Source organism: Streptomyces sp. NPDC008163 (assembly GCF_042956885.1).
Lineage (GTDB): Bacteria > Actinomycetota > Actinomycetes > Streptomycetales > Streptomycetaceae > Streptomyces > Streptomyces drozdowiczii_A.
On sequence record NZ_JBIBHG010000004.1, the window covers coordinates 414,578 to 434,583 of the forward strand.

Below are 20,006 nucleotides of genomic sequence, written 5' to 3' on the forward strand. Positions count from 1 at the left end.
CTCTCAGCCCAGCTGGGACTGGACCTGGGAGGCGATCAGGTCCAGGTGGTCCAGGTCGTCCAGGTCGAGGACCTGGAGATAGATCCGCGATGCCCCGATCGCCGCGAACCGCCCGATCTTGTCGACCACCTCGGCGGGCGACCCCGCGAGCCCGTTGGCCTTCAGCTCGGCCACGTCCCGGCCGATGACGGCGGCCCGGCGCGCCACCTCCGCGTCGTCCCGGCCGACGCAGACGACCAGCGCGTTGGAGTACACCAGGTCGTCGGGGGTGCGGCCCGCCGCCGCGGCCGCCTCCCGGACCCGGCCGAACTGCTTCTCGCTGTCCTCCAGCGAGGCGAACGGGATGTTGAACTCGTCCGCGTACTGGGCGGCGAGGCGCGGGGTGCGCTTCGCGCCGTGCCCGCCGATCAGCACCGGGATCCTGGACTGGGCGGGCTTGGGCAGCGCGGGCGAGTCCGTGAGCTGGTAATACGTGCCGTCATAGCTGAACGTCTTGCCGACCTCGGTCGCCCACAGCCCCGTGACGATCGCGAGCTGCTCCTCCAGGCGGCCGAACTTCTCCTTCGGGAACGGGATGCCGTACGCCTTGTGCTCGTCCTCGAACCAGCCTGCTCCCAGGCCCAGTTCGACCCGGCCGCCGGACATCTGGTCGACCTGCGCCACCTGGATGGCGAGGACGCCGGGGAGCCGGAAGGTGCCCGCCGTCATCAGGGTGCCGAGGCGGATGCGCTTGGTCTCGCGGGCCAGCCCGGCCAGCGTGATCCAGGCGTCCGTGGGGCCGGGCAGGCCGTCGCCCTGCCCCATGCGCAGGTAGTGGTCGGACCGGTAGAAGGCGTCGAAGCCGAGGTCCTCGGTGGCCTTGGCGACGGTCAGGAGGGTGTCGTAGCTCGCGCCCTGCTGGGGCTCGGTGAAGATGCGGAGATCCATGCCTCCATCCTGCACCCGCGCGCGCCGCGGGCCCTTCTCCGGGGCACGGTCCGCGTGGAGTCGCGGTCCCGGAGGCTTACGGAGGACGTATCGGAGGGCGTACCGCTCACTGAAGGCCGGTCACCGGGCCCACCGGGCCGTGCAGCACCCCGTGCGGGCCGTCCCGCTCCCGGCCGCGCTCCAGCTCCTCCCGCCGCTCGCGCTCCCGCTCGTCCAGGAGCCGGAGCATGGAGCGGACCCGGTCGGTCGACTCGTCCGCGGCGTCGATCGCCTCCATGCACTGCCAGTACAGGCCCTGCTCATCGGTCTCGCAGGCCACCCCGACCAGGGCCATACCGACCTCCCCGAGCAGCGCGGCGAGGCCCGTCAGGGCCGCGCGGGGATCGGCGACCTCGGTCAGCCGCGCCGCGCGGGCCACCCCGGCGCGGGCCGCCGGGTGGTCGAGGGCGCCGCTCGTGCCGCCCCCGATCTCGCTGAGAGCGCCCGCCTCGGCCCGCAGCTCCTTGGGGCCGCCCGCCGCCAGCCGGCTGCCGACCGCCTGGGCCAGGGCCTGCGCCTGCCACGCCTCGGCGATGATGTCCGGTGTGCCCCGGCTCTGCGCCAGCGCCTGCCTGATGACCGCTACCAGCCGTTCCGCTTCCATCGACTTCCCCCGTCCGATGCGAAAACCCGCTCGTCGCCGCGGAAAACCCGCTCACCACGTTCATTACCCACAGTGAGGGCGACCGCACCGAAACGCCAGAGGATTTCGGAAATCTGTGGACACTCAATCGAATGTGAACAAGTCGATCACTCCGAAGAGTGACGATCTTGGTCGCCCGTTGCCCCCGGGACCGGAAAGCGCGACTCATTCCGTTCGATCTTGGCCGCGAGCGCAGCGAGGGCGTCGATTCCCAGCGCCTCGCAGAACTGCAGAAGATACGCGAGCACGTCCGCGACCTCGTCCGCGACGCGGGGCGCCGTCTCCGGATCCTCCATGACCCGCGCCGACTGTTCGGGCGTCAGCCACTGGAAGATTTCGAGGAGTTCGGCGGCCTCCACGCTCAGCGCCGCAGCCAGGTTCTTCGGGGTGTGGTACTGCCCCCAGTCGCGCGCGTCCGCGAAGGCGGCCAGCCGCCGCTGGAGGGCCGGTACGTCGAGTTCGGTCACCTGCTGTCCCTAAGCCCCCGGCACCCCGGCCGCCGTGACGCCCTCGACCTCCATGCCGGCGGGTGACAGCAGGAAGACATTGCGGTCCACGCGGTGCATGCCACTGCCGAGCCCGAAGACGACACCGCTGGCGAAGTCCAGGATGCGCTTGGCCACATCGGCTTCCGCGCTGGTCAGGTCGAGCAGCACGGGCACCTGCGCGACCAGGTACTCCGCGACCTCGCGGGCGTCGGCGAACACCTGGACCCGCAGCACGACCATGCGCCGCTGCTCGGCGGGTTCCGGCTCGTCCCGGACGGAGCGGTGGTCCACCCGGGAGGGCCACTCGTTGCGGCTGCGCAGCGGTACGACCTGGGCCAGCCCCTCCCACTGCTCGTCCGTGACGTCGTACCTGTCGTACCTGCTCACCGGACCACCCCGTCCGCACATCGGTCGGCGTTGTGCCGGCTGCGCTCACTGTTCATCGGGCGATTGTCCCCTCCCTCACCCGTTCGGCCTACGAGCGACACGGCTCAGGTGTCGATTGCCGCCGCCGGAATCACGTCCGAGGGCTCCGCGACGGTGATGGCGCCGCTCGGCGCGGCGGTGGTGTCCAGCGGGGTGAAGCGGATCGGGAGGTGGGCCAGCGCGCGGTGGAACGGGCCCGGGCGCCAGAGCAGTTCGCCGGGCGGAACGGCGAGCCGCGCGTCGCACAGGAGGCTGGTGAGCTGTTCGATGGCGGTCATCGCGATGAGTAGGGCCGGCTGCTTGGCGGGGCAGCGGTGGGGCCCGGCCGACCAGGCGAGGTGGGCACTGGCCCCGGACCGGAGCCCGTCGTCGGTGACGGGCGGCGGGGACTGCGAGTTGGCGGCGGCGTAGGAGACCAGGACGAGCTGTCCGGCGCGCAATCGGACACCGTGGAACTCGGTGTCGTGGCGCGGGTAGTGGGCCGCCAGGTTGGCGATCGGCGGGTCGCGCCACAGCACCTCGTTGATCGCCTCGTGGGCGGTCATCGCGCCACCGTGCAGGGAGCCCGCATAGCGTTCGTCGGTGAGCATGTGGAGCGTGGCGTTGCCGATGAGGTTGGTCATCGGGTCGTTGCCCGCGCTCATCACCAGGGTGATCTGACGCACCGTCTCGTCGTTGTCGAGCCCCGCCGGGTGGGCGAGGAAGTACGAGGTCAGGTCGCGGCGCGGCCGGGCGCGCCGGTCGGCGACGAGACGGGTGACGACGTCGACCAGGTCGGCGTACGCGGCGGCGGCGTCGGCCGCCGAGTTCATCATCCCGGCGATCCCGTCCACGATGCGTTCCCCGTCCTTGGGGTCGGCGCCGAACCAGGTGACGAAGACGTGCATGGGGAGGCGGCGGGCGTACTGGGCGATGAGGTCGCCGCTGCCGGTGGCGGCGAACCGGCCGATGAGCTGCCGGGCGACCCGGGCCACCTCGGCGCGCAGGACATGCGGTTCGATCAGCGCGAGGCTGTCGTTGATCGCCTCGCGGTAGCGCGCGTGCACCGCTCCGTCGCTGAACAGGGCGGTGGGGCGGTGCCCGAGCACGGGCAGCACCGGCGAGTCCGGCGGAACGGTCGCCTGCCAGGCGCGGGGGTCCTTGCTGAAGGTGTGCGTGTCGCGGAGCAGGTCGATGGCGGCCTGGTAGTCCGTGACGAGCAGCGCCTCCACGTCGGGCGCGATCCGCACCGGTGCGAGCGGACCGTGCTCGCGCAGGGCGCGGTAGTGGCCCTGCGGGTCGGCCGCGAAGGCCGGGCCGAACAGCGCGAGGGGCTGCGGTGGTGGCGCGTACGTGGTCATGAGGCGTCCTCGGGCTGCGGCATGCGGGTCAGCACGTGTTCGGCGAGTGCGATCAGGGCGTCGACGCTGCCGCGCCGTTCCCGCGCGTCGCACTGGACGAGCGGGGTGGTGTCGTCCAGGTCGAGATGCTTGCGCAGGACCTCGTCGCTGTGTGCGGGGGCGTCGGGGAAACGGTTCACCGCGACGGCGTACGGCAGTCCCTGCTCCTCGACCATGTCCATCACGGCGAAGGAGTCGGCGAGCCGCCGGGTGTCCACGAGGACGAGAGCGCCGAGGGCGCCGCGCGCGATGTCCTCCCACAGCGGCAGGAAGCGCTCCTGGCCGGGGGTGCCGAACATGTAGAGCACGAGGTCGTCGGGAACGGTGAGGCGGCCGAAGTCGATGGCGACCGTGGTGGTGGTCTTGTCGGGGAGTCCGGCGGTGGAGTCGACGCGGGTGCTGGACTGGGTCATCGCCTCCTCGGTGTGGAGGGTGGCGATCTCCGAGAGGGTGCGGATCAGGGTGGTCTTGCCCACGCCGAAGGGACCCGTGACGACGAGTTTCATCAGGGTCCGGGCGGCGTCCGGCAGATAGCCGACGCCGGTCCGGTCAGGGGAGGGAGCGGAGTCCATCGAGCAGCCTCTCGACAAGCGACCTGTCGATCTGCCCGGCACTGGGTATCGGCGGTCGGGTGAGCAGTAGTCCGGTGGCCGCGAGGTCCGTGGCCAGGAAGACGGTGGCACTGACCGGCAGGTCCAGGTGGGCCGCGCACTCGACGACGGTGAGGGCACCCGGTGCCAGCAGGTCGCAGAGTCTGCGGGCCTGGGTTCCGGCGTCGTCGGGCACGGGCGCGTCGGTGCGTACGAGGACGGCGAGCCGGTCGAGGGCGGGGCCGGCGGGGCGGGACCGGCCGCCGGTGACCAGATAGGCGGGGATCAGACGGCGTGCTGGGCCGGGGGTCATGGCCGGGCGGCGGTGTCCGATTGGCGGGCGGGTGCGTGCATCGCCCGGGTGAGCGCGGTGACCTGGACCTGCATCTGGTAGGCGATGTCGCCGAGCTTGGCGCCGGGTTCGGCGAACAGGGCGAGGGTGGTGTTGCGCCCGGCCGGTACGACGATGGCGAAGCCCAGGTCCGATTCCACGACGGTCTGCGCCAGTTGCGGGGCCTCGGCGTCGGTGAAGGCGGTCGTGAAGGCGCGGGCGGCGGCGTGCAGGGTGGCGGTCATCGCGGCGACCCGTTCGCCGGAGGCGCGGTCGAGGCCGGGGGACGCGCCCTCGACCAGGCCGTCGCCGGTGGCGACCACCGCGTGCTGGACTCCGGGCAGCTCAAGCAGCGGGGTCAGCACCCATGCGAGGTCGCCTGAGGTGGGGCTGGGGGCGCTCACTTCTCGTCGTCTCCTTGGTCGTCCTGGTGGTCGGGGGCGCCGGGGTCCGGTGCGGGGGTCCGCCCGGTGACGCTCCTGCCGTTGAGGGTGCCCTGTTGGAGGGCCGCCCAGGAAGCCCCTGCCGCCTCCGGGGTACGGGACGGCTGCGCGGCGGACGGCTCGGCGGCCCGCGCGGCGGTGGCCGTGGCGGGGGTGCGGCGCGGTGCACGGCGGCGCCGGCTGGGCAGTCCCGAGGGCTCGGCGGCGTCGGGTGCGGGGGTGTCCGTTCCGGCCGGTGCGGGCTGAGCGGTGGCGGCGGTCACGGGTGCGGGGGCGAGGGCGGAGAGGTTCCGGTCCTCGTCGAGCACGGTGAGCAGGTGGGCCGGGACGCGCAGGATCGTCCGCATGCCGCCGAACGGGGACGCCTCGATGTGGCACTCGAAGCCGTACTGCACGACGAGCCGGCCGACCACCGCGAAGCCGGTCTGCGGCGGGTCGCCGAGCTCTGTGAGCAGCACCTCGGCGGGTCCGGCCAGCAGGGCGCGGGCTCGTTCGAGGGCGTCCTCGTCCATGCCGATACCGGCGTCGTCCACGACAAGGAACGCGCCCCGGCCGCCGCTCTGCTGGACGGTGACCTGGACGTCGGTGTCGGGGTGGGAGTACGCGGTGGCGTTGGCGAGGAGTTCGGCCAGGGCGATGGCGAGGGGTTCGGCGGCCCGGGCGGCGAGCGCGAGGCGTTCGTCGCGCAGGTGGTTGGAGACCTTGATCCGCTCGTAGCCGGCGACGCGGGACTGGGCGCCGAGGACGATCTCGACCAGCGGCGAGTTCTGGCGGGCGAGTCCGGGCCAGGCGTCGCACAGGACGGCGGTGGACTGGGTGCGGCGCAGCGCGAGTTCGTTGCGGAAGTCGAGCTGGAGGATGCGCGGGTCGTCGTACTCGTGCTGGAGCTCGTGCAGCAGCTGCTGGGACTGGTTCAGCAGGGACTGGATCTTGGCGGAGGTGCCGCGCATCGCGGCGCGGGCCGCCGCGTCGACGCGTCCGCGCTCTTCGAGGACGGCGGTCCGCGCGGCCTGGACGGCCTCGGTGAGCAGGAGGGCGGCGCCGCCGTCGACCTCGGCCGCCTCGCGCAGTCCGGGGACGGTGGCGCTGGGGTGGGAGAGGGCGAGGGCGGCGGCGGGTATCCGTCGGCGCGCGAGCTGCCGGATCTCGTCCAGGAGGGCGGCGGTGCGGGCCTCGGCGGCCTTGGCCTGGCGTTCGGCGAGTTCGGCGCGGGTGACGGCCTGCTGCTCCAGGAGGCCGGTCCGGTAGGCACGCGAGAAGCCCGCCACCGCGGCGACGACGGCGATCAGTGCGACGATCCATGCCATGCCGTTACCGCGTTTCTCTCGTCGGGTCGGTCCGCCGGTGCGCGCGGGGCTGGACCGCGCGGTCAGCCCGCGCTGCCTGCCGGCTCACTGACCTGCTCCACTTCGTGTGCGACCGTGGCGACGTCGGTCATGACCTGGACGACGCTGCGCCGCTCCGAGCCGTCGAGCTGCCGGTATTCGCTGGCGATGGTGACCACCAGCCGCTCGGGCAGGCCGAGTCCGGGGTAGCGGCCCTCGGCGATGACCCGGCGTGCGGCGTCGATGGAGGGGACACCGGCGGCGTGCAGGGCGTGGGCGCGCTCCTGGATGTACGCGAGGTACGCGATGTGCTCGCGGACCCCGGCCCGGTCGAGGACGGGTCCGTGGCCGGGGACGATCGTTTCGGCACCGGTGGCCAGCACCTGTTCGCAGGCGCCGATGATGTTGCTCAGCGGGCCTTCCCAGTGGATCGGGTGGTCGCCGGGCTGCTCGGCGGACGAGGAGAAGATGATGTCGCCGCTGAACACGGTGGACTGGGCGGGCAGGTGGACCATCAGGTCGCCGGTGGTGTGCGCGGGGGCGAGCGAGGTGATCTGCACCGGGTAGTCGCCGAGGCTCAGTTCGAGCTCGCCCGTGAAGTAGGTGGTGGGCCGGACGGGCTCGGTCTGCGACCAGTCGAACGGGCCGAAGTGGCGGGCGAGGTAGGCCCCGAGCGGGGTGGCCGGGTCGCCGCCGGTGACGAGCGCGTGCTGCTGCTGCGGCGAGGGCTCGTAGTGGATGTGTTCCCTGGCCTCGCGGGTCACGATGATCTCGGCGTCCGGGAGCACGCCCGCGCCCCAGAAGTGGTCGCCGTTGGCGTGCGTGACGATCACCCGGTCGATGGTGACGCCGTCGGGCAGCCGCTTGGTGGACTCGGCGAGGAACTGGCCGGCGAGCACCGGGTCGTACGGCGTGTCGATCCACAGCGCACCGCGGGGCGAGACGAGCAGCCCGCAGTTGGCCAGCCCCCAGCCACGCTTCGGCGGGAGCCAGGCGTACAGGCCCCTGCCAAGGTCAACGACATCCCCACCCGTGATCGACATGGACGCGATTATGCCGACCGGTTTCCGGTCGCGCGTTCGAGCCCGGCCAGATAGGCACGCGATTGGCTCGAAATGGACCTTGCGCAGCTGCGCGGACGGCAGGGCGGTGACCGTACGAGACCACTTCGGACCGGCTTCGTCACCATTACGGGATACGGCGCCGCCAAACCGGAAGAGACCGATTACCCGCTGAGCATGGCCGAAAAGAGATGCCGAAGGGTCCCCGGCGCGACCACTGGGAGCGGTGCGCCGGGGACCCGTGGGCCACCCGTCAGGAACGGACCTGGCCGCGTTCGAAGTACGCGATCAGCTCCGGGTCGAGCGGCGGCACCTCGTGGGGTGCGCCGCCCTCGCGCAGGGAGCGGGTCGCGAGGACACCGGCGGCGACGCTCATCCGGGCGGCGACCGGGGAGGTGTCGGTGGCTCCGCCGTCGCGCGCGAACCGGACGAACTCCTGCATGATCCGGCTGTCGCCGCCGCCGTGGGAGCCCTTGGCCTCGGGCACCCGGTAGGTGATGTCGGCGTCGGCTCGATAGCCGCTGGGGCCGGTGTTCCAGACCTTGACCTCGTCGCCGGGGCCGTCGCCGAAGTTCTCCAGCCGGCCCTCGGTGCCGATGACCGTGTAGTTGCGCCAGTAGTCGGGGGTGAAGTGGCACTGCTGGTAGGCGGCCACGACGCCGTTGTCCAGCTGCATGTTCATCACCGAGACGTCCTCGACGTCCACGATGTGGTGCAGGTCCTTGCGGGCGGTCGGCGGCCAGTCGAACTCGCGCAGCCAGTTGTCGGGGCGCGGGGTGTCCGGCTCGCGGCGCGGCAGGCTGCCGTAGACGAGCAGGTCGCCGAGGGCGTTGACGCGCTGCGTGTAGCCGCCGGCCAGCCAGTGCAGCACGTCGATGTCGTGGGCGGCCTTCTGGAGGAGCAGACCGGTGGTGCGGGTGCGGTCGGCGTGCCAGTCCTTGAAGTAGTAGTCACCGCCGTAGCCCACGAAGTGGCGCACCCAGACGGCCTTGGGCTCGCCGATGTCGCCGCGCGCGATGATGTCGCGCATCAGCCGGACGACGCCCATGTGGCGCATGTTGTGGCCGACGTAGAGCCGGGTGCCGGTCTCGTACGCGGCGCGCAGGATGTTGTCGCAGCTCTCGACGGAGATGCCGAGCGGCTTCTCCACGAAGACCGCCTTGCCGGCCCTCAGGGCGTCGATGGCGATGGTCTCGTGGGTGTCGTCCGGGGTCGCGACGATGATCGCGTCCAGGTCGTCCCGGCCGAGGAGCAACTTGTAGTCCTCGACCGCGATCTCGGCGCCGAAACGCTCGGCCTCGCGGCTGCGCACCTCCGGGTCGAGGTCGCAGACGGCGGTGATCGCCGATCCCTTGCCGGGGTGGTGGGCCGACATCGCGATGGACCGGCGCAGGCCGAGCCCGATGACGCCGAGTCGCAGGTCTGACACGGGAGTCCCTTCAGTTGGTGCGGGTCGTGCGGGCGGACGTTACTTGCCGGCGAGCGACGCCTCGAACTCGGCGCGCATCTTGTCGCCGCCGCCGGAGCGCCACTTGCGCAGCTCGTCCTGGAAGGCGGAGATCGGCTTGCGGCCGGCGACGATGTCCAGCTGGATGTCGCTCATGGCGGTGGTGAGCGACGGGCTCTTGCTGGTGGACGTGTCCGAGAAGTGGCCGCTCGTCGGGTTGGTCTGGGCGATCTTGAGCAGGTCCTCCTGCCAGCCGTGGATCTTGCCCGCCAGCTCGCCCCGGCCCGGCAGGTAGATGTACTCGGGTCCGGCGGCGAGGAAGGCCAGCGGCATCGCGGTGGTCACGGCCTCGGAGTTCCCCTTGGGGGTGAGCTTGACGTCCCCGTCGGAGGTGCGGTTCCAGTGCTTGCCCTCGATGCCGTTGTCGAGGAAGAGCCGCTCCTCCGTACCGAAGGGGGCGGCCAGGTAGTCCAGGACGCGCAGCAGCATCTTGACGCGCTTGTCGTCGGCCTTCTTGTTGATCGCGGTGTAACCGACGGAGCCGTAGCCCATGTTGTAGTGCGGCGTGGCGCCTTCCTTGGCGGCGAACGGCACGATGACGCCGAACGGGAAGTCGTACGTCTTGGCGTCGACGAGGAAGCTGGGGAAGGACTGGACGTAGGCGCCGAGGGAGCCCTGGGCCATCTTCTCCATGGTGGTGCTGAGGTTGGGGTCCGGCCAGAAGAGCTTGGCCTTGGCGCACTTGACGGCGAAGGCCAGGGCCTCCTGGTACTCCTCCGTCTCGTACTGGTGCGTCAGCTTGCCGCCTTCGAGCCGCCAGGCACTGGGGGCGCCGAACCACTGGGCGAACTGGGCGATGTGGTTCACGTACGCCGGCTCCAGGACGTACTTGTTGCGCTTGACGTCCAGCAGCTCCTTGCCCTTGGCGAGGAAGTCCTCGGCGCTGGTGAACTCGGCGCCGCCGACCGGCTTCCAGAAGTCCTGGTTGACGACGTACACCTGGCCCATGGAGCCGTAGGCGACGGTGACGCCGCGGATCTTGCCGTTGACGACGGCGGTCTTCCAGGCGGTGGTCGGCAGGTTGGCCAGGTTCGGGTAGGCCTTGACCGCGTCGCCCGACAGATAGGGGGTGAGGTCGTGGAACTTGGCGTCGAGGAGCTCGGGCACGCGCTGGATGCCCTGGTTCGGCGGGAACCAGACCAGGTCGGGTATGTCGCCGCCGGCCATCATCGCGTTGAACTTGGTGAGGTACGCGTCGACGCCCTGGTCCACGACGATCGTCATGTCGAACCGGGCGCCGAGGCGCTTGTTCAGCTCCTGCCAGTAGCCGTTCTTGGCCTGCGGCGGGGCGGGGGTGGTGAAGGTCTCGGTGAGGGCGGTGATGCGGCTGCCGTCACCGGGGGTCTTCGCGACGGACTTGGTGAGCTTCTTGGGGTAGCGCAGATAGGTCGCGTCGAGGCCCGCCGCGTTGCCCGCGAGGTCGGCGGGGGCGGTCTGGGCCGCCACGTACGTCGGGAGCTTGAGCTTGGCCGACGCCTTGGCGCCGCCCTTGCTGACCGAGGCGCCGCTGCCGCAGGCGCTCAGGGTCGTCAGACCCGCGACGGTGAGGCCGGCGATTCCCGCGGCGCCCATGAAACCGCGTCGGGACAGGTGGGTGGACATGGGGCTCCTTGAAGTGGGTGGCGTACGGGGCGGTGGTGCGGGGCGGGCGGGTCAGCCCTTGATCGCCCCGGTGAGGACGCCCTTGACGAAGAACTTCTGCAGGAAGGGATAGACGCAGAAGATGGGCACGATCGCGATGATCAGTACGGCCATCTGCAGCGAGGTCGCGGGCGGGATGGAGTGGACGCCCATCGCGGAGGCGTTGATGCTCTGCCCGTTGAGGACGTAGCTCCGCAGGATCACCTGGATGGGGAACTTGCTGGAGTCGTTGAGGTACAGCACCGCGTTGAAGAAGCTGTTCCAATACCCGACGGCGTAGAACAGGCCGACCACGGCGAGGACCGCCTTCGACAGCGGGAGCACGATCCGGAAGAGGACGGTGACCTCATTTGCGCCGTCGATACGCGCCGCGTCGTACAGCTCTTCCGGAATGGACTGGAAGAACGAGCGGACGACGACGATGTTGAAGGCGTTCAGCAGCACCGGAAGGACCAGTGAGGCGTACGTATCCAGCATGTGGAACTGCTGGACGGCGAGGTACGTCGGGATGATGCCGGGTGCGAAGAGGAACGTCCCGAGCACCAGCAGCAGGATCGGCTTGGCGAGGACCGTGCCCGGCCGCGAGGTGCCGTACGCGATCATCACCGTGCAGGCCAGGCTGAGCGCGGTCCCGATCAGCGTGATGAAGATGGACACCACCGCGGCCCGGGTGACCACGCCCCCGGACAGGATGACGCGGTACGCCTCCAGCGTCGGGTGGTGCGGGATCAGCACGTAGCCGCCGTTGGCGTTCAGCTCCTCGCGGCCCGCGAGACTGGTGCCGATGGCCAGGACGAACGGGTAGAGCACGATCACGGTGAGCACGATGAGGGCGAGGCCCTTGGCGCCCTGCCCGTACCAGTGCGGGCGCTCCATCCACGGCGGGCGGCCGTTGGACTTGCGGGGGCGGGGCGTGGCCCCGGACCGGGCGGCGCGCAGCCGGGTCGCGACGGACTGACTCATCGGTACACTCCCTGCTCGCCGAAGCGGTGGGCCAGCTTGTTGGCGGCGAGGATGAGGGCGAATCCGATGACGCCCTTCATCAGTCCGGCGGCGGTGCTCATGCCCCAGTCGCCGTCCACGACTCCGTGGAAGTAGACGTAGGTGTCCATGACCTCGGCGGCGTCCGGGCCGACGGCGTCGCGCTGGAGCAGGATCTGCTCGAAGCCGACCGAGAGGATGTCGCCGAGCCGCAGGATGAGCAGCATCAGGATGACCGGCCGGATGCCGGGCAGGGTGATGTGCCAGATCCGGCGCATCCAGCCGGCGCCGTCCATCGCGGCGGACTCGTACTGCCCCATGTCGATCGAGGCGATGGACGCCAGGAAGATGATCGTGCCCCAGCCGCAGTCCTTCCAGATGGCCTGCGCGGTGATGAGGAACTTGAAGGTCCCCGGGTCGGTCATCACGTTGCCGATGCTGACCCCGTGCTCCATGAGGAGCGTGGTGACCGATCCGGCGCCGCCGAGCACCTGCTTGAACATCGCGACGACGACGACCCAGGACAGGAAGTGCGGCAGGTAGACGACGGTCTGGATGAACCGCTTGATCTTCTCGCTGATGAGCGAGTTGAGCAGCAGGGCCAGGGCGATCGGCGCCGGGAAGTACAGGAGGAGCTGGATCGCCGTGATCTGGAGGGTGTTGGACACCGCGCTCCAGAACTCGGGCTCGGCCAGCAGCGCGGTGAAGTTCGCCATCCCGACGAACGGGCTCTGCTTGAAGCCCAGGAACGGCTGGTAGTCCTGGAAGGCGATGACGTTGCCCGCGAGCGGCAGATAGAAGAAGAGGACGAAGTACAGCACTCCGGGCAGACAGAAGAGCAGGAGCGCCTTGTCCCGCTTGAGTCGCTGCCGGAGCGGCTGCCGTATTCGGTTCTTCTTGCCCTTCCTCCCCGCGGGGCGTTCCGCGTCTTCCGGGTCGCGGGGCTGCGGCACGGGCGGCCGCGCAGCTGTGACCGGCGTGTTTGCCATCGTCACAGGCACCTCCAGGGCTGATGGAGCGAGAGGACGTCCCGCATACGTGGACAGCGGCGCACGCTTCGGGGAAGCGCGGCCGCTGCTCCTTCGCGGCGACAGGCACATAGTTCACGACCGTGCGCCCGTATGGCAAGAGTTGTTCATTTCGCAGAGGTAACGAACATCTATGGGCAGGCAAAAGTCGCTCCATGCCGCACTACAGGGCGTCACAGGCCCGGCAATAGCCACATAAGGGGCACCTGGCGCCTGTGAATCACGAACGGAATGCACTGTTCCTCCGTCAGAACCGGCCATCGCGTGCGTGGTTGTGATTGATCGCGCACACTTCACGCACGCCCCGGCACCCTGAACCGGTTTGGGCGCGCATGGAAAAGCGGGCCGTCGCGCGGCGTGCGCGCGACGGCCCGCTGGGGGTACGGCGAGGGGTCAGACGGCGATGACCGTGACGCCGGCCTCGGTGAAGCGGGCGGACGCCTCGGGGGCGATCCCCCGGTCGGTGACCAGGAAGTCGACCAGGGAGAGGTCGCAGACCCGGGCGAAGGCGCGCTTGCCGATCTTCGAGGAGTCGGCGGCGACCACCACGCGCTGGGCCTGCTGGGCGAGCAGCCGGTTGATGCTGGCCTCGCCCTCGTGGTGCACGTAGGCGCCGCGTTCGGTGTCGATGGCGTTGACGCCGAGCACGGCCACGTCCAGCGTTATCTCGCCGAGCACCCCACTGGCCAGCGGGCCGGTCAGCTCGTACGACTGGGGCCTGGCGACCCCACCGGTGACGACCATCTTGATCTGCGGGCGGATCACCAGTTCGTTGGCGATGTTGAGGGCGTTGGTCACCACGGTCAGCGTGGGCTGCCCCACCGCGCCGCCGGCCCCGTCACCCACCAGGTCCGCGCGGACGGCGAGCGAGCGGGCCACCTCGGTGATGGTGGTGCCGCCGGTGAGGCCGACGACCTCGCCGACCGCGACGAGGTCGGCGACGGCGCGGCCGATGGCCTGCTTCTCCGGGGCGTTGCGCCCCGTTTTGTAGCGGAGGGCCAGCTCGTAACTGACGCCGTGGGCGATCGCGCCGCCCCTGGTGCGGGTGAGCAGCTGCTGCTCGGCGAGCTGGTCCAGGTCGCGCCGGATGGTCGCGGCCGAGACGTCCAGCGTCTTCGCGGCGTCCTCGACGTCCACCCGGCCGTGCTTACCTACGAGTTCCAGCAGTGCGTTCCACCGGGCATCCCTGGACAAGACGGTTCTCCTCACAGGTCCGGGCTGCGGGCGCCCATCCCCTTGGGCGCGATCACCGGACAGGGCGCAAGCGTCGCACAAGGCTCCGGCGAGTCAAGCCCCGTGCACGCAGAATGCTTGATAATGCTCGCTCATCGCGGGTAGCGTGCGCAAACGAGCATCCCACCACCACCACGGAGTGCAAAAGTGTCATTTGTCGAGATCGAGATCGCCAGTCAGCCGGAGTGCTGGCGCCGCGCAGCGCAGCTGGCACCGAGTCACTCCGCCGCGCTGCCCGCGCCGGGCGAGCGCGTCGCCGTCGTCGGCTGCGGCACCTCGTTCTACATGGCTCAGGCATACGCCTCGCTCCGTGAGGAGTCCGGGCAGGGCGAGACCGATGCCTTCGCCGCGTCCGAGTTCCCCGCCCGCCGCCGCTACGACCGGGTCGTCGCGCTCACCCGCTCCGGCACCACGACCGAGGTCCTCGAACTCCTCGGCCGGCTGAGCGGCACCACCCCCACCGTCGCCATCACCGCCGACCCGCAGACCCCGGTGATGACGGCCGCCGACGCTGTCGTCGTCCTCGACTTCGCGGACGAACAGTCCGTCGTCCAGACCCGGTTCGCCACCACGCTGCTCACGCTGCTGCGCGCGCACCTCGGTCTGCACACCGACGCCGTGGTCCGGGACGCGGAGCGGGCGCTCGCCGAGCCGCTGCCGGAGGGCCTGGTGGACTGCACGCAGTTCACGTTCCTCGGGCGCGGCTGGACGGCCGGGCTCGCCAACGAGGCGGCGCTCAAGATGAAGGAGGCGTCGCTCTCCTGGACCGAGTCGTACGCCGCGATGGAGTACCGCCACGGCCCGATCTCCATCGCCACCGACACGACCGCCACCTGGATGTTCGGTGCCGCCCCCGAGGGCCTGCGCGAACAGCTCCTGGAGACCGGTGCCCGCTGGGTGGAGAGCGGCCTGGACCCGCTGGCCGACCTGGTCCGCGTCCAGCGCCTGGCCGTGGCCCGCGCCACCGCGCGCGGCCTCGACCCGGACGCCCCCCGCCACCTGACCCGCTCGGTGGTCCTGGCGGACGCCTGATCCGGCGCAGCACCTCGAATGCCGGACGGGCTGGAATTCAGCCGGTCCGGCATCCGGGGACTGGGGGCTCGGGGGCGGCGCCCCCGGTCAGGACTCCTCGAAGTGGGTGTCCAGGACCGCGTCGAAGCCCTCGGTCCACTCCTTGAGGCTGCTGCGCGACGGCGCCTCGACCTCGCCGTTGAACCAGCGCTTGGACGACAGGTGGACGGTCACGGTGAACCGGCGGCCGAACCGGGCCGGCTTCAGTTCGACCGCGCCGATCTCGTCCCAGCCGAAGTCCGCCTGCTGATCGTCCAGCGTGAACCGGACTCCCTCGGGTCCGGCCGAGATCGATCCGCGCCAGTCGCTCACCTCGAACGAGGGTCCTTCGGCGGCCTCTTCGTCGGTTTCCTCCTGCTCCTGCTCGTCCTCCTCCTGCGCCACGGGCGCCTCGTCGGCCGGCTCGGGGACAGCGTCCGCGGCGGCGGGCTCCTCGGTGGTCTCGTTCTCCGGCTCCTCCTCCACCGCTTCCGCGGGTCGGGGGGCCGTGAGACCGGGGATGTACGCCGGGTCGGTCCCTGCGGCGTACGCGGGCTGGGTCTTCGGGTCTATGCGCTGCTCCACGGCGGGCAGTATGGCCGACGAACCTGTACGGGGCCAGTAAGACCGTGCCGGAGGACGGGCCCGGGCCGCCCGGCCCGCCCCCCGGCGCGGGGCCCCGCGCCCCGCGTCAGCCGGTGGCGCAGACCTCCCCACCCAGCGAGAAGGCGTCCGGTGCGGTGTTGCCGCCGGTCAGCGTGCCCGTGAAACCGAAGCCCGCGGACGCGCCCGGTGCCACCCGGCCGTTCCAGGAGACGTTGGTGGCCGTCACCTTCGCCCCGTCCTGAGCGGCGGTCGCGTTCCACATCTGGCCGACCTTCTGCCCGTCGGGGAAGGTCCAGGCGAGCTTCCAGCCGTTCAGCTCCGTGCTGCCCGTGTTGGTGAGCGTCACATCGGCCTGGAAGCCGCCGGACCACTGGTTGGTGACCTTGTACGTCACCGAACAGGCCGCGCCACCGGGGTCGGTGCCGGGATCCGTGCCGGGGTCGGTGCCCGGGTCCGTACCGGGGTCGGTGCCGTCGCCGTCCGAGGAGTCCCCGTACATGATTCCGCGGCCGTTGGTGGACACGTACACCCGGCCGAAGACGCGCGGGTCGCCCGTGATCGCGGCGCCGGTCCAACCCCACTGGTGGGCGTCGTCGTTGATGCGCGTCCAGGTCGTGCCCGCGTCGGTGGACCGGAAGATGCCGCGTACCCCGCCGATCTTCGCCGAGACGAAGAGCGTCCGGTACGAGACGCCCGCCGCCGCCTTGCCGAAACCGACGGAGTCCGCCTCGCCGACGCCGCTCAGCCTGGTGAACGTCGCGCCCGAGTCGGTCGAGTGCCACAGGCCGTACGCGCCCGTCGTGGCGCCGCCCGCCAGCCAGATGTCGCCCTCGGTGCCGGGGACCGCCTTGAAGCGGACGTTGCCCTCGGTGGGCAGGCCGCTCGACGCCTTCGCCGTGAAGGTCGCGCCGCCGTCCGTGGAGACGTAGAAGGTGCCGGCCTTGAACCCGTAGAACTTCTTCGGGTTCTTCCGGTCCGACTCGACCGTCGCGCCCTGCGGTATCCCGGTCGACGCCGACCACGAACTCCCGTACCCGGTGGCGTGATACACCCCGGTGCCCTCGGGGCTCCAGACGAAGCCGCTCGCGTCGGCCGCCGCCGCGACCGTGCCGCCGCCGGTCACCCCGGACGGCTCGGAGCCCTGGAACCAGTTGGCGCCGTTGTCCGTCGAGAAGCCGATGTGCGGCGCGGCGTCGGCGCTGCCGACCCGGACCACCGTGTTCGGGCTGCTCTCGGCGAAGTCGATGCTCGTGGTGGAGGTGAGGCTGGGCGAGGTGAACATCATGTCCGGCACGGCGTCGAGATCGGTGTGCCGGAAGCCCCCGATGTCACCGAGCGCGCTGAGCAGCGGCGCCCCGGACGGCGGGCTGGCCAGGTCGTTGACGGCGGTCTCCTCCAGGCCCTTCACCATCGGTGTGATCCTGAACCGGCTGCCGGAGTCCCAGTCGGTGAGGTTCTCGGTGCCGTAGATCGTCGCGCCGGTCCCGTACATCATGCGGTCGGAGTCGAAGGGGTCGATCTCCAGCGCCTCCGTCATCCAGCCCAGCTTCGGCGTGGTCTCCGGCGGCGTCGGGTTGGCGCCCCAGGTGAGCCACGGCACCGAGGAGACGTCCTGGGTGAAGCGGTTGGAGCGGTTGGGGTAGCTGGTGTAGTCCCACGCCTGGGTCCAGGTCGCCCCGCTGTCCGTGGACCGGAAGATCTGGGTGTCCGGCCACCAGGAGCTGTACGCGGTCGCCATCACCGTGCCGGGGTGCTGCCGGTCCACGGTGAGCCCGCTGAAGCCGTAGTAGGTGTCCGCCTCGGCGACCGGGCTGACGTCCTTCCACTCCCCCGTGGCGGTGGCGTACCGCCAGATCCGGCCCTTGCCGCCGTCGTACGGGCCGCCGGTGTCGCTGAGGGTCAGATACAGGTAGCCGTGGTCGGAGTCGAGTACGCCCTTGTGCGCCAGGTATCCGGTCGGCTGCCCGGCGATCCGCGACCAGGTGGTCCCGCCGTCCGTGGAGCGGTAGACGGTGTTCTCCTTGTCGGCGACCCCGACGTAGATGTCCTGGGTGGCGCTGCCCGCGCTGCCGGTGCGCTCGTCGAAGGTCACCCAGACGATGCCCTGGTTGTCGTTGCCGTAGCCGCTGGTGTCGGTCGGGTCCTGGGCGTAGTTGCCCGGGTTGGGGAAGGCCGTCACCTCGGACCAGGTGGCGCCCGAATCGGTGGACCGCCACAGGCCCTTGCCGCTGGGCGCGCCGAGGTAGAGGACGGAGTTCTTGTTCGGGTCGACCGCCAGGCGTTCGCCCATGCCCCGGCCCGGCATGTTGCCGCCGAGCTTGAAGGGCAGGGTGCTCGCCTTCCAGGTCGCGCCCCGGTCCGACGAGCGCAGCACCGCGCCGTTGGTGGGGTCCCAGTCGTTGGTGTACGTGCCCACGGCGGCGTACACCTTGTCCGGGTCGACGGAGTCCGAGGCGAGGCTCACCACCCCCGTCCAGCCCCAGTGGTCCCAGTCCACCCAGTCCAGCAGCGGCTTCCACTGCTTGCCCGCCTGGTCCCAGCGGTAGGCGCCGCCGATGTCGGTGCGGGCGTAGGCGAGGTTCTTCTCGGACCGGTTGAAGACGATCCCGGGGACGAAACCGCCGCCGTCGATGCGGACGTTCTTCCAATCGTACGTGTCCGCCGCGAGGGACACATCGGATGCCTGGGCGGACGCGGAGGCATCGCTGTCGCGCGCCGACGCCGGCGCACCGGCGGCGAAGAGCCCGGCGGTGAGAGTGAGGGCCGCCACCAGGGCAGCGAAGGGTCTTGCGCTTCTGCGCACGGAAACGTCTCCTCCGAACAGGGCCGCCGACAAAGGCGGTAAGGGTGTGAACGGATGTGGGAGCGCTCCCATTTCGCGTCCCGATGGTAGCGGCGCCGCCCCTCCGGGAGAAGGGCGGGCGCGAAGCTCATCGGATGACTTCCGGGCGCGTCAGTACCAGCCGGACCCCGGCGGGTCGCAGACCTCAAGGACGACCTCACCGGACACGGAGGTGCGGCCGCCGACCGGGCGCACCCGGTCGCCGACGTTCACCAGGTGCGGGGCCGCGCCGACGATCCGGCAGCGGTAGACGAAGCCTTCGGGGAAGCGGACCAGGGACTCGTTGCGCATGATGCGCGAGTAGCGGTTGACGACGTTCGAGCGGATGACCACGCCGTGGCCGTCGCTGTGCTCGGATTCGAGGTCGCTCGACGCGCAGACGGGGCACAGGAGTTTGCGGAAGGAGGCGGTGTGGCACCAGCGGCACACCTGATAGACGAGCCCTTCCTGGCTGGTGTGCGCTTCCGTCGCCTCACGGGTCGGCCGCCCCATCACGTCGGTTCCGGTACTGAACACGTTCCGCCTCCCGCGCTCGACTCGGTGCGCCGCAGCTTCGGCGACGGCACACCGGCACCGTATGGCACTTAGTTCCAGTAGTAAAGGCACTGAGTGCCGCGAACTCCTGAAGCCGCCCTCCCGGGTCCTTACGCGGTGCCGAGCGCGGACTCGATGTGCTGCACCACGCGCCACATCGGGGCACCCTTGCGCGCGACCATGACGATGACCTCGTCGTCGCTCACGGAGGAGGAGACGGCGGCGGGGTCCGGCTCCGGCTCCGGCGCGGGTGCGACGGGCCGCGTCCGCGCCCCGCCCCACACCGTGCGGACCAGTTCGAGGGCCCGGTCCACCTCGGCCCCCGCGTCGCCCTTGCCGCCCGAACGCAGCCAGGACCGCAGCCCGTTGTTGTGCGCGGCGACGACCGAGGCGGCGATCACCTCGGCGCGCAGCGCGAAGTCGGGCCCGGCGTCCGGGTCGTCGGCCCAGCGCCGCTCCAGGTAGCCGGCGAGGGTCCGCTCGTAACGGCGCACCACGGAGAGCTCGTACGTGCGGAGGCCGGGCACCTCGCGGGTGAGCCGGTAGCGCTGTACGGAGAACTCGGGCTTCTCCGCGTACATCCGCAGCACCAGCCGGGCCCCGTCGCACACCGTGGCGACCGGGTCCGCGCCGTCGGCGTCCGCCAGGAAGGCGGTCATGTCCGCCAGGCACCCCTCGTGGTCGGGGAAGACCGCGTCCTCCTTGGAGGGGAAGTAGCGGAAGAAGGACCGCCGCCCCACCCCGGCCCGCGCCACGATGTCGTCCACCGTGGTCCGCTCGAACCCGCGCTCCAGGAAGAGCGCGAAGGCCGCCTCGGCGAGCACGTCACGCATGGGGGGCTTCTTGGCCGGCCGGCGGTCTTCGGTCATGCCGGAAACGTAACACCGAAACCGGCCGTCCGGCACTGGGTACCTTTACGAAGGGTACTGAGT

The 20,006-nt window shown here is 70.9% G+C and carries 20 protein-coding genes; 1 reads left to right on the top strand and 19 read right to left on the bottom strand.

The genetic code is table 11. From position 1 onward, the window contains the following. Positions 1-3: 3 nt before the first annotated feature. The 15 genes from ACFZAT_RS12290 to ACFZAT_RS12360 form a co-directional block, all read right to left on the bottom strand. Positions 4-927, bottom strand: a complete 924-nt coding sequence (locus tag ACFZAT_RS12290; RefSeq protein WP_391263415.1) for a TIGR03560 family F420-dependent LLM class oxidoreductase — start codon at positions 925-927, stop codon at positions 4-6. Between the two features lie 106 nt (positions 928-1,033). Then, positions 1,034-1,570, bottom strand: a complete 537-nt coding sequence (locus tag ACFZAT_RS12295) for a DUF6099 family protein (protein ID WP_391263417.1) — start codon at positions 1,568-1,570, stop codon at positions 1,034-1,036. A 146-nt stretch (positions 1,571-1,716) separates the two neighbouring features. Continuing rightward, the gene (locus ACFZAT_RS12300) at positions 1,717-2,076 is read right to left on the bottom strand and encodes a MazG-like family protein (RefSeq protein ID WP_391263419.1); all 360 of its coding nucleotides are present in this window, start codon (positions 2,074-2,076) and stop codon (positions 1,717-1,719) included. A 9-nt stretch (positions 2,077-2,085) separates the two neighbouring features. Beyond that, positions 2,086-2,484 (bottom strand): cell division protein SepF, encoded by a 399-nt coding sequence (locus tag ACFZAT_RS12305; RefSeq protein WP_391263421.1) that lies wholly within the window; start codon positions 2,482-2,484, stop codon positions 2,086-2,088. Between the two features lie 104 nt (positions 2,485-2,588). Beyond that, positions 2,589-3,863, bottom strand: coding sequence for a cytochrome P450 (locus ACFZAT_RS12310; RefSeq protein WP_391263423.1), 1,275 nt, complete (start codon positions 3,861-3,863; stop codon positions 2,589-2,591). Beyond that, positions 3,860-4,474 (bottom strand): ATP/GTP-binding protein, encoded by a 615-nt coding sequence (locus ACFZAT_RS12315; protein ID WP_391263425.1) that lies wholly within the window; start codon positions 4,472-4,474, stop codon positions 3,860-3,862. The genes ACFZAT_RS12310 and ACFZAT_RS12315 overlap by 4 nt, the downstream gene beginning before the upstream one ends. Then, a complete protein-coding gene (locus ACFZAT_RS12320; protein WP_391263426.1) occupies positions 4,452-4,805 on the bottom strand; it encodes a DUF742 domain-containing protein in 354 nt (117 codons plus the stop codon). Before ACFZAT_RS12320 ends, ACFZAT_RS12315 begins: the two co-directional genes overlap by 23 nt. After that, entirely contained in the window at positions 4,802-5,227 is a 426-nt protein-coding gene (locus ACFZAT_RS12325; RefSeq protein ID WP_328902912.1) for a roadblock/LC7 domain-containing protein, read from the bottom strand. The genes ACFZAT_RS12320 and ACFZAT_RS12325 overlap by 4 nt, the downstream gene beginning before the upstream one ends. Beyond that, positions 5,224-6,573 (bottom strand): ATP-binding protein, encoded by a 1,350-nt coding sequence (locus ACFZAT_RS12330; RefSeq protein ID WP_391263429.1) that lies wholly within the window; start codon positions 6,571-6,573, stop codon positions 5,224-5,226. The genes ACFZAT_RS12325 and ACFZAT_RS12330 overlap by 4 nt, the downstream gene beginning before the upstream one ends. Before the next feature lie 62 nt (positions 6,574-6,635). Further along, entirely contained in the window at positions 6,636-7,634 is a 999-nt protein-coding gene (locus tag ACFZAT_RS12335) for an MBL fold metallo-hydrolase (RefSeq protein WP_391263431.1), read from the bottom strand. A 271-nt stretch (positions 7,635-7,905) separates the two neighbouring features. Next, complete coding sequence (locus ACFZAT_RS12340; RefSeq protein WP_391263433.1) at positions 7,906-9,081, bottom strand: Gfo/Idh/MocA family oxidoreductase; 1,176 nt, start codon at positions 9,079-9,081, stop codon at positions 7,906-7,908. A 39-nt stretch (positions 9,082-9,120) separates the two neighbouring features. Next, complete coding sequence (locus tag ACFZAT_RS12345) at positions 9,121-10,761, bottom strand: hypothetical protein (protein WP_391263435.1); 1,641 nt, start codon at positions 10,759-10,761, stop codon at positions 9,121-9,123. A gap of 51 nt (positions 10,762-10,812) precedes the next feature. Next, positions 10,813-11,763 carry an ABC transporter permease subunit gene (locus ACFZAT_RS12350; RefSeq protein ID WP_391263437.1) on the bottom strand — a complete coding sequence of 317 codons (951 nt, stop codon included), beginning with the start codon at positions 11,761-11,763 and terminating at the stop codon, positions 10,813-10,815. Then, complete coding sequence (locus ACFZAT_RS12355) at positions 11,760-12,770, bottom strand: ABC transporter permease subunit (RefSeq protein WP_276104730.1); 1,011 nt, start codon at positions 12,768-12,770, stop codon at positions 11,760-11,762. The genes ACFZAT_RS12350 and ACFZAT_RS12355 overlap by 4 nt, the downstream gene beginning before the upstream one ends. Positions 12,771-13,202: 432 nt before the next feature. Then, a complete protein-coding gene (locus tag ACFZAT_RS12360) occupies positions 13,203-14,003 on the bottom strand; it encodes a DeoR family transcriptional regulator (RefSeq protein ID WP_391263439.1) in 801 nt (266 codons plus the stop codon). Positions 14,004-14,189: 186 nt separating this feature from the next. Between ACFZAT_RS12360 and ACFZAT_RS12365 the strand changes: the two genes are divergently transcribed. Next, a complete protein-coding gene (locus tag ACFZAT_RS12365) occupies positions 14,190-15,074 on the top strand; it encodes an SIS domain-containing protein (protein ID WP_391263442.1) in 885 nt (294 codons plus the stop codon). Between the two features lie 87 nt (positions 15,075-15,161). Here the strand turns inward: ACFZAT_RS12365 and ACFZAT_RS12370 are convergent, their stop codons facing one another. The 4 genes from ACFZAT_RS12370 to ACFZAT_RS12385 all read right to left on the bottom strand — a co-directional run bounded on the left by ACFZAT_RS12370 (position 15,162) and on the right by ACFZAT_RS12385 (position 19,943). Next, positions 15,162-15,677, bottom strand: a complete 516-nt coding sequence (locus ACFZAT_RS12370) for a hypothetical protein (RefSeq protein WP_391263444.1) — start codon at positions 15,675-15,677, stop codon at positions 15,162-15,164. 106 nt (positions 15,678-15,783) lie between these two features. Next, the gene (locus ACFZAT_RS12375) at positions 15,784-18,501 is read right to left on the bottom strand and encodes a cellulose binding domain-containing protein (RefSeq protein ID WP_391263446.1); all 2,718 of its coding nucleotides are present in this window, start codon (positions 18,499-18,501) and stop codon (positions 15,784-15,786) included. 150 nt (positions 18,502-18,651) lie between these two features. Further along, positions 18,652-19,056 (bottom strand): Zn-ribbon domain-containing OB-fold protein, encoded by a 405-nt coding sequence (locus ACFZAT_RS12380; protein WP_391263448.1) that lies wholly within the window; start codon positions 19,054-19,056, stop codon positions 18,652-18,654. Positions 19,057-19,184: 128 nt separating this feature from the next. Further along, the gene (locus ACFZAT_RS12385) at positions 19,185-19,943 is read right to left on the bottom strand and encodes a TetR family transcriptional regulator (RefSeq protein WP_391263450.1); all 759 of its coding nucleotides are present in this window, start codon (positions 19,941-19,943) and stop codon (positions 19,185-19,187) included. Between the last annotated feature and the right edge of the window lie 63 nt (positions 19,944-20,006).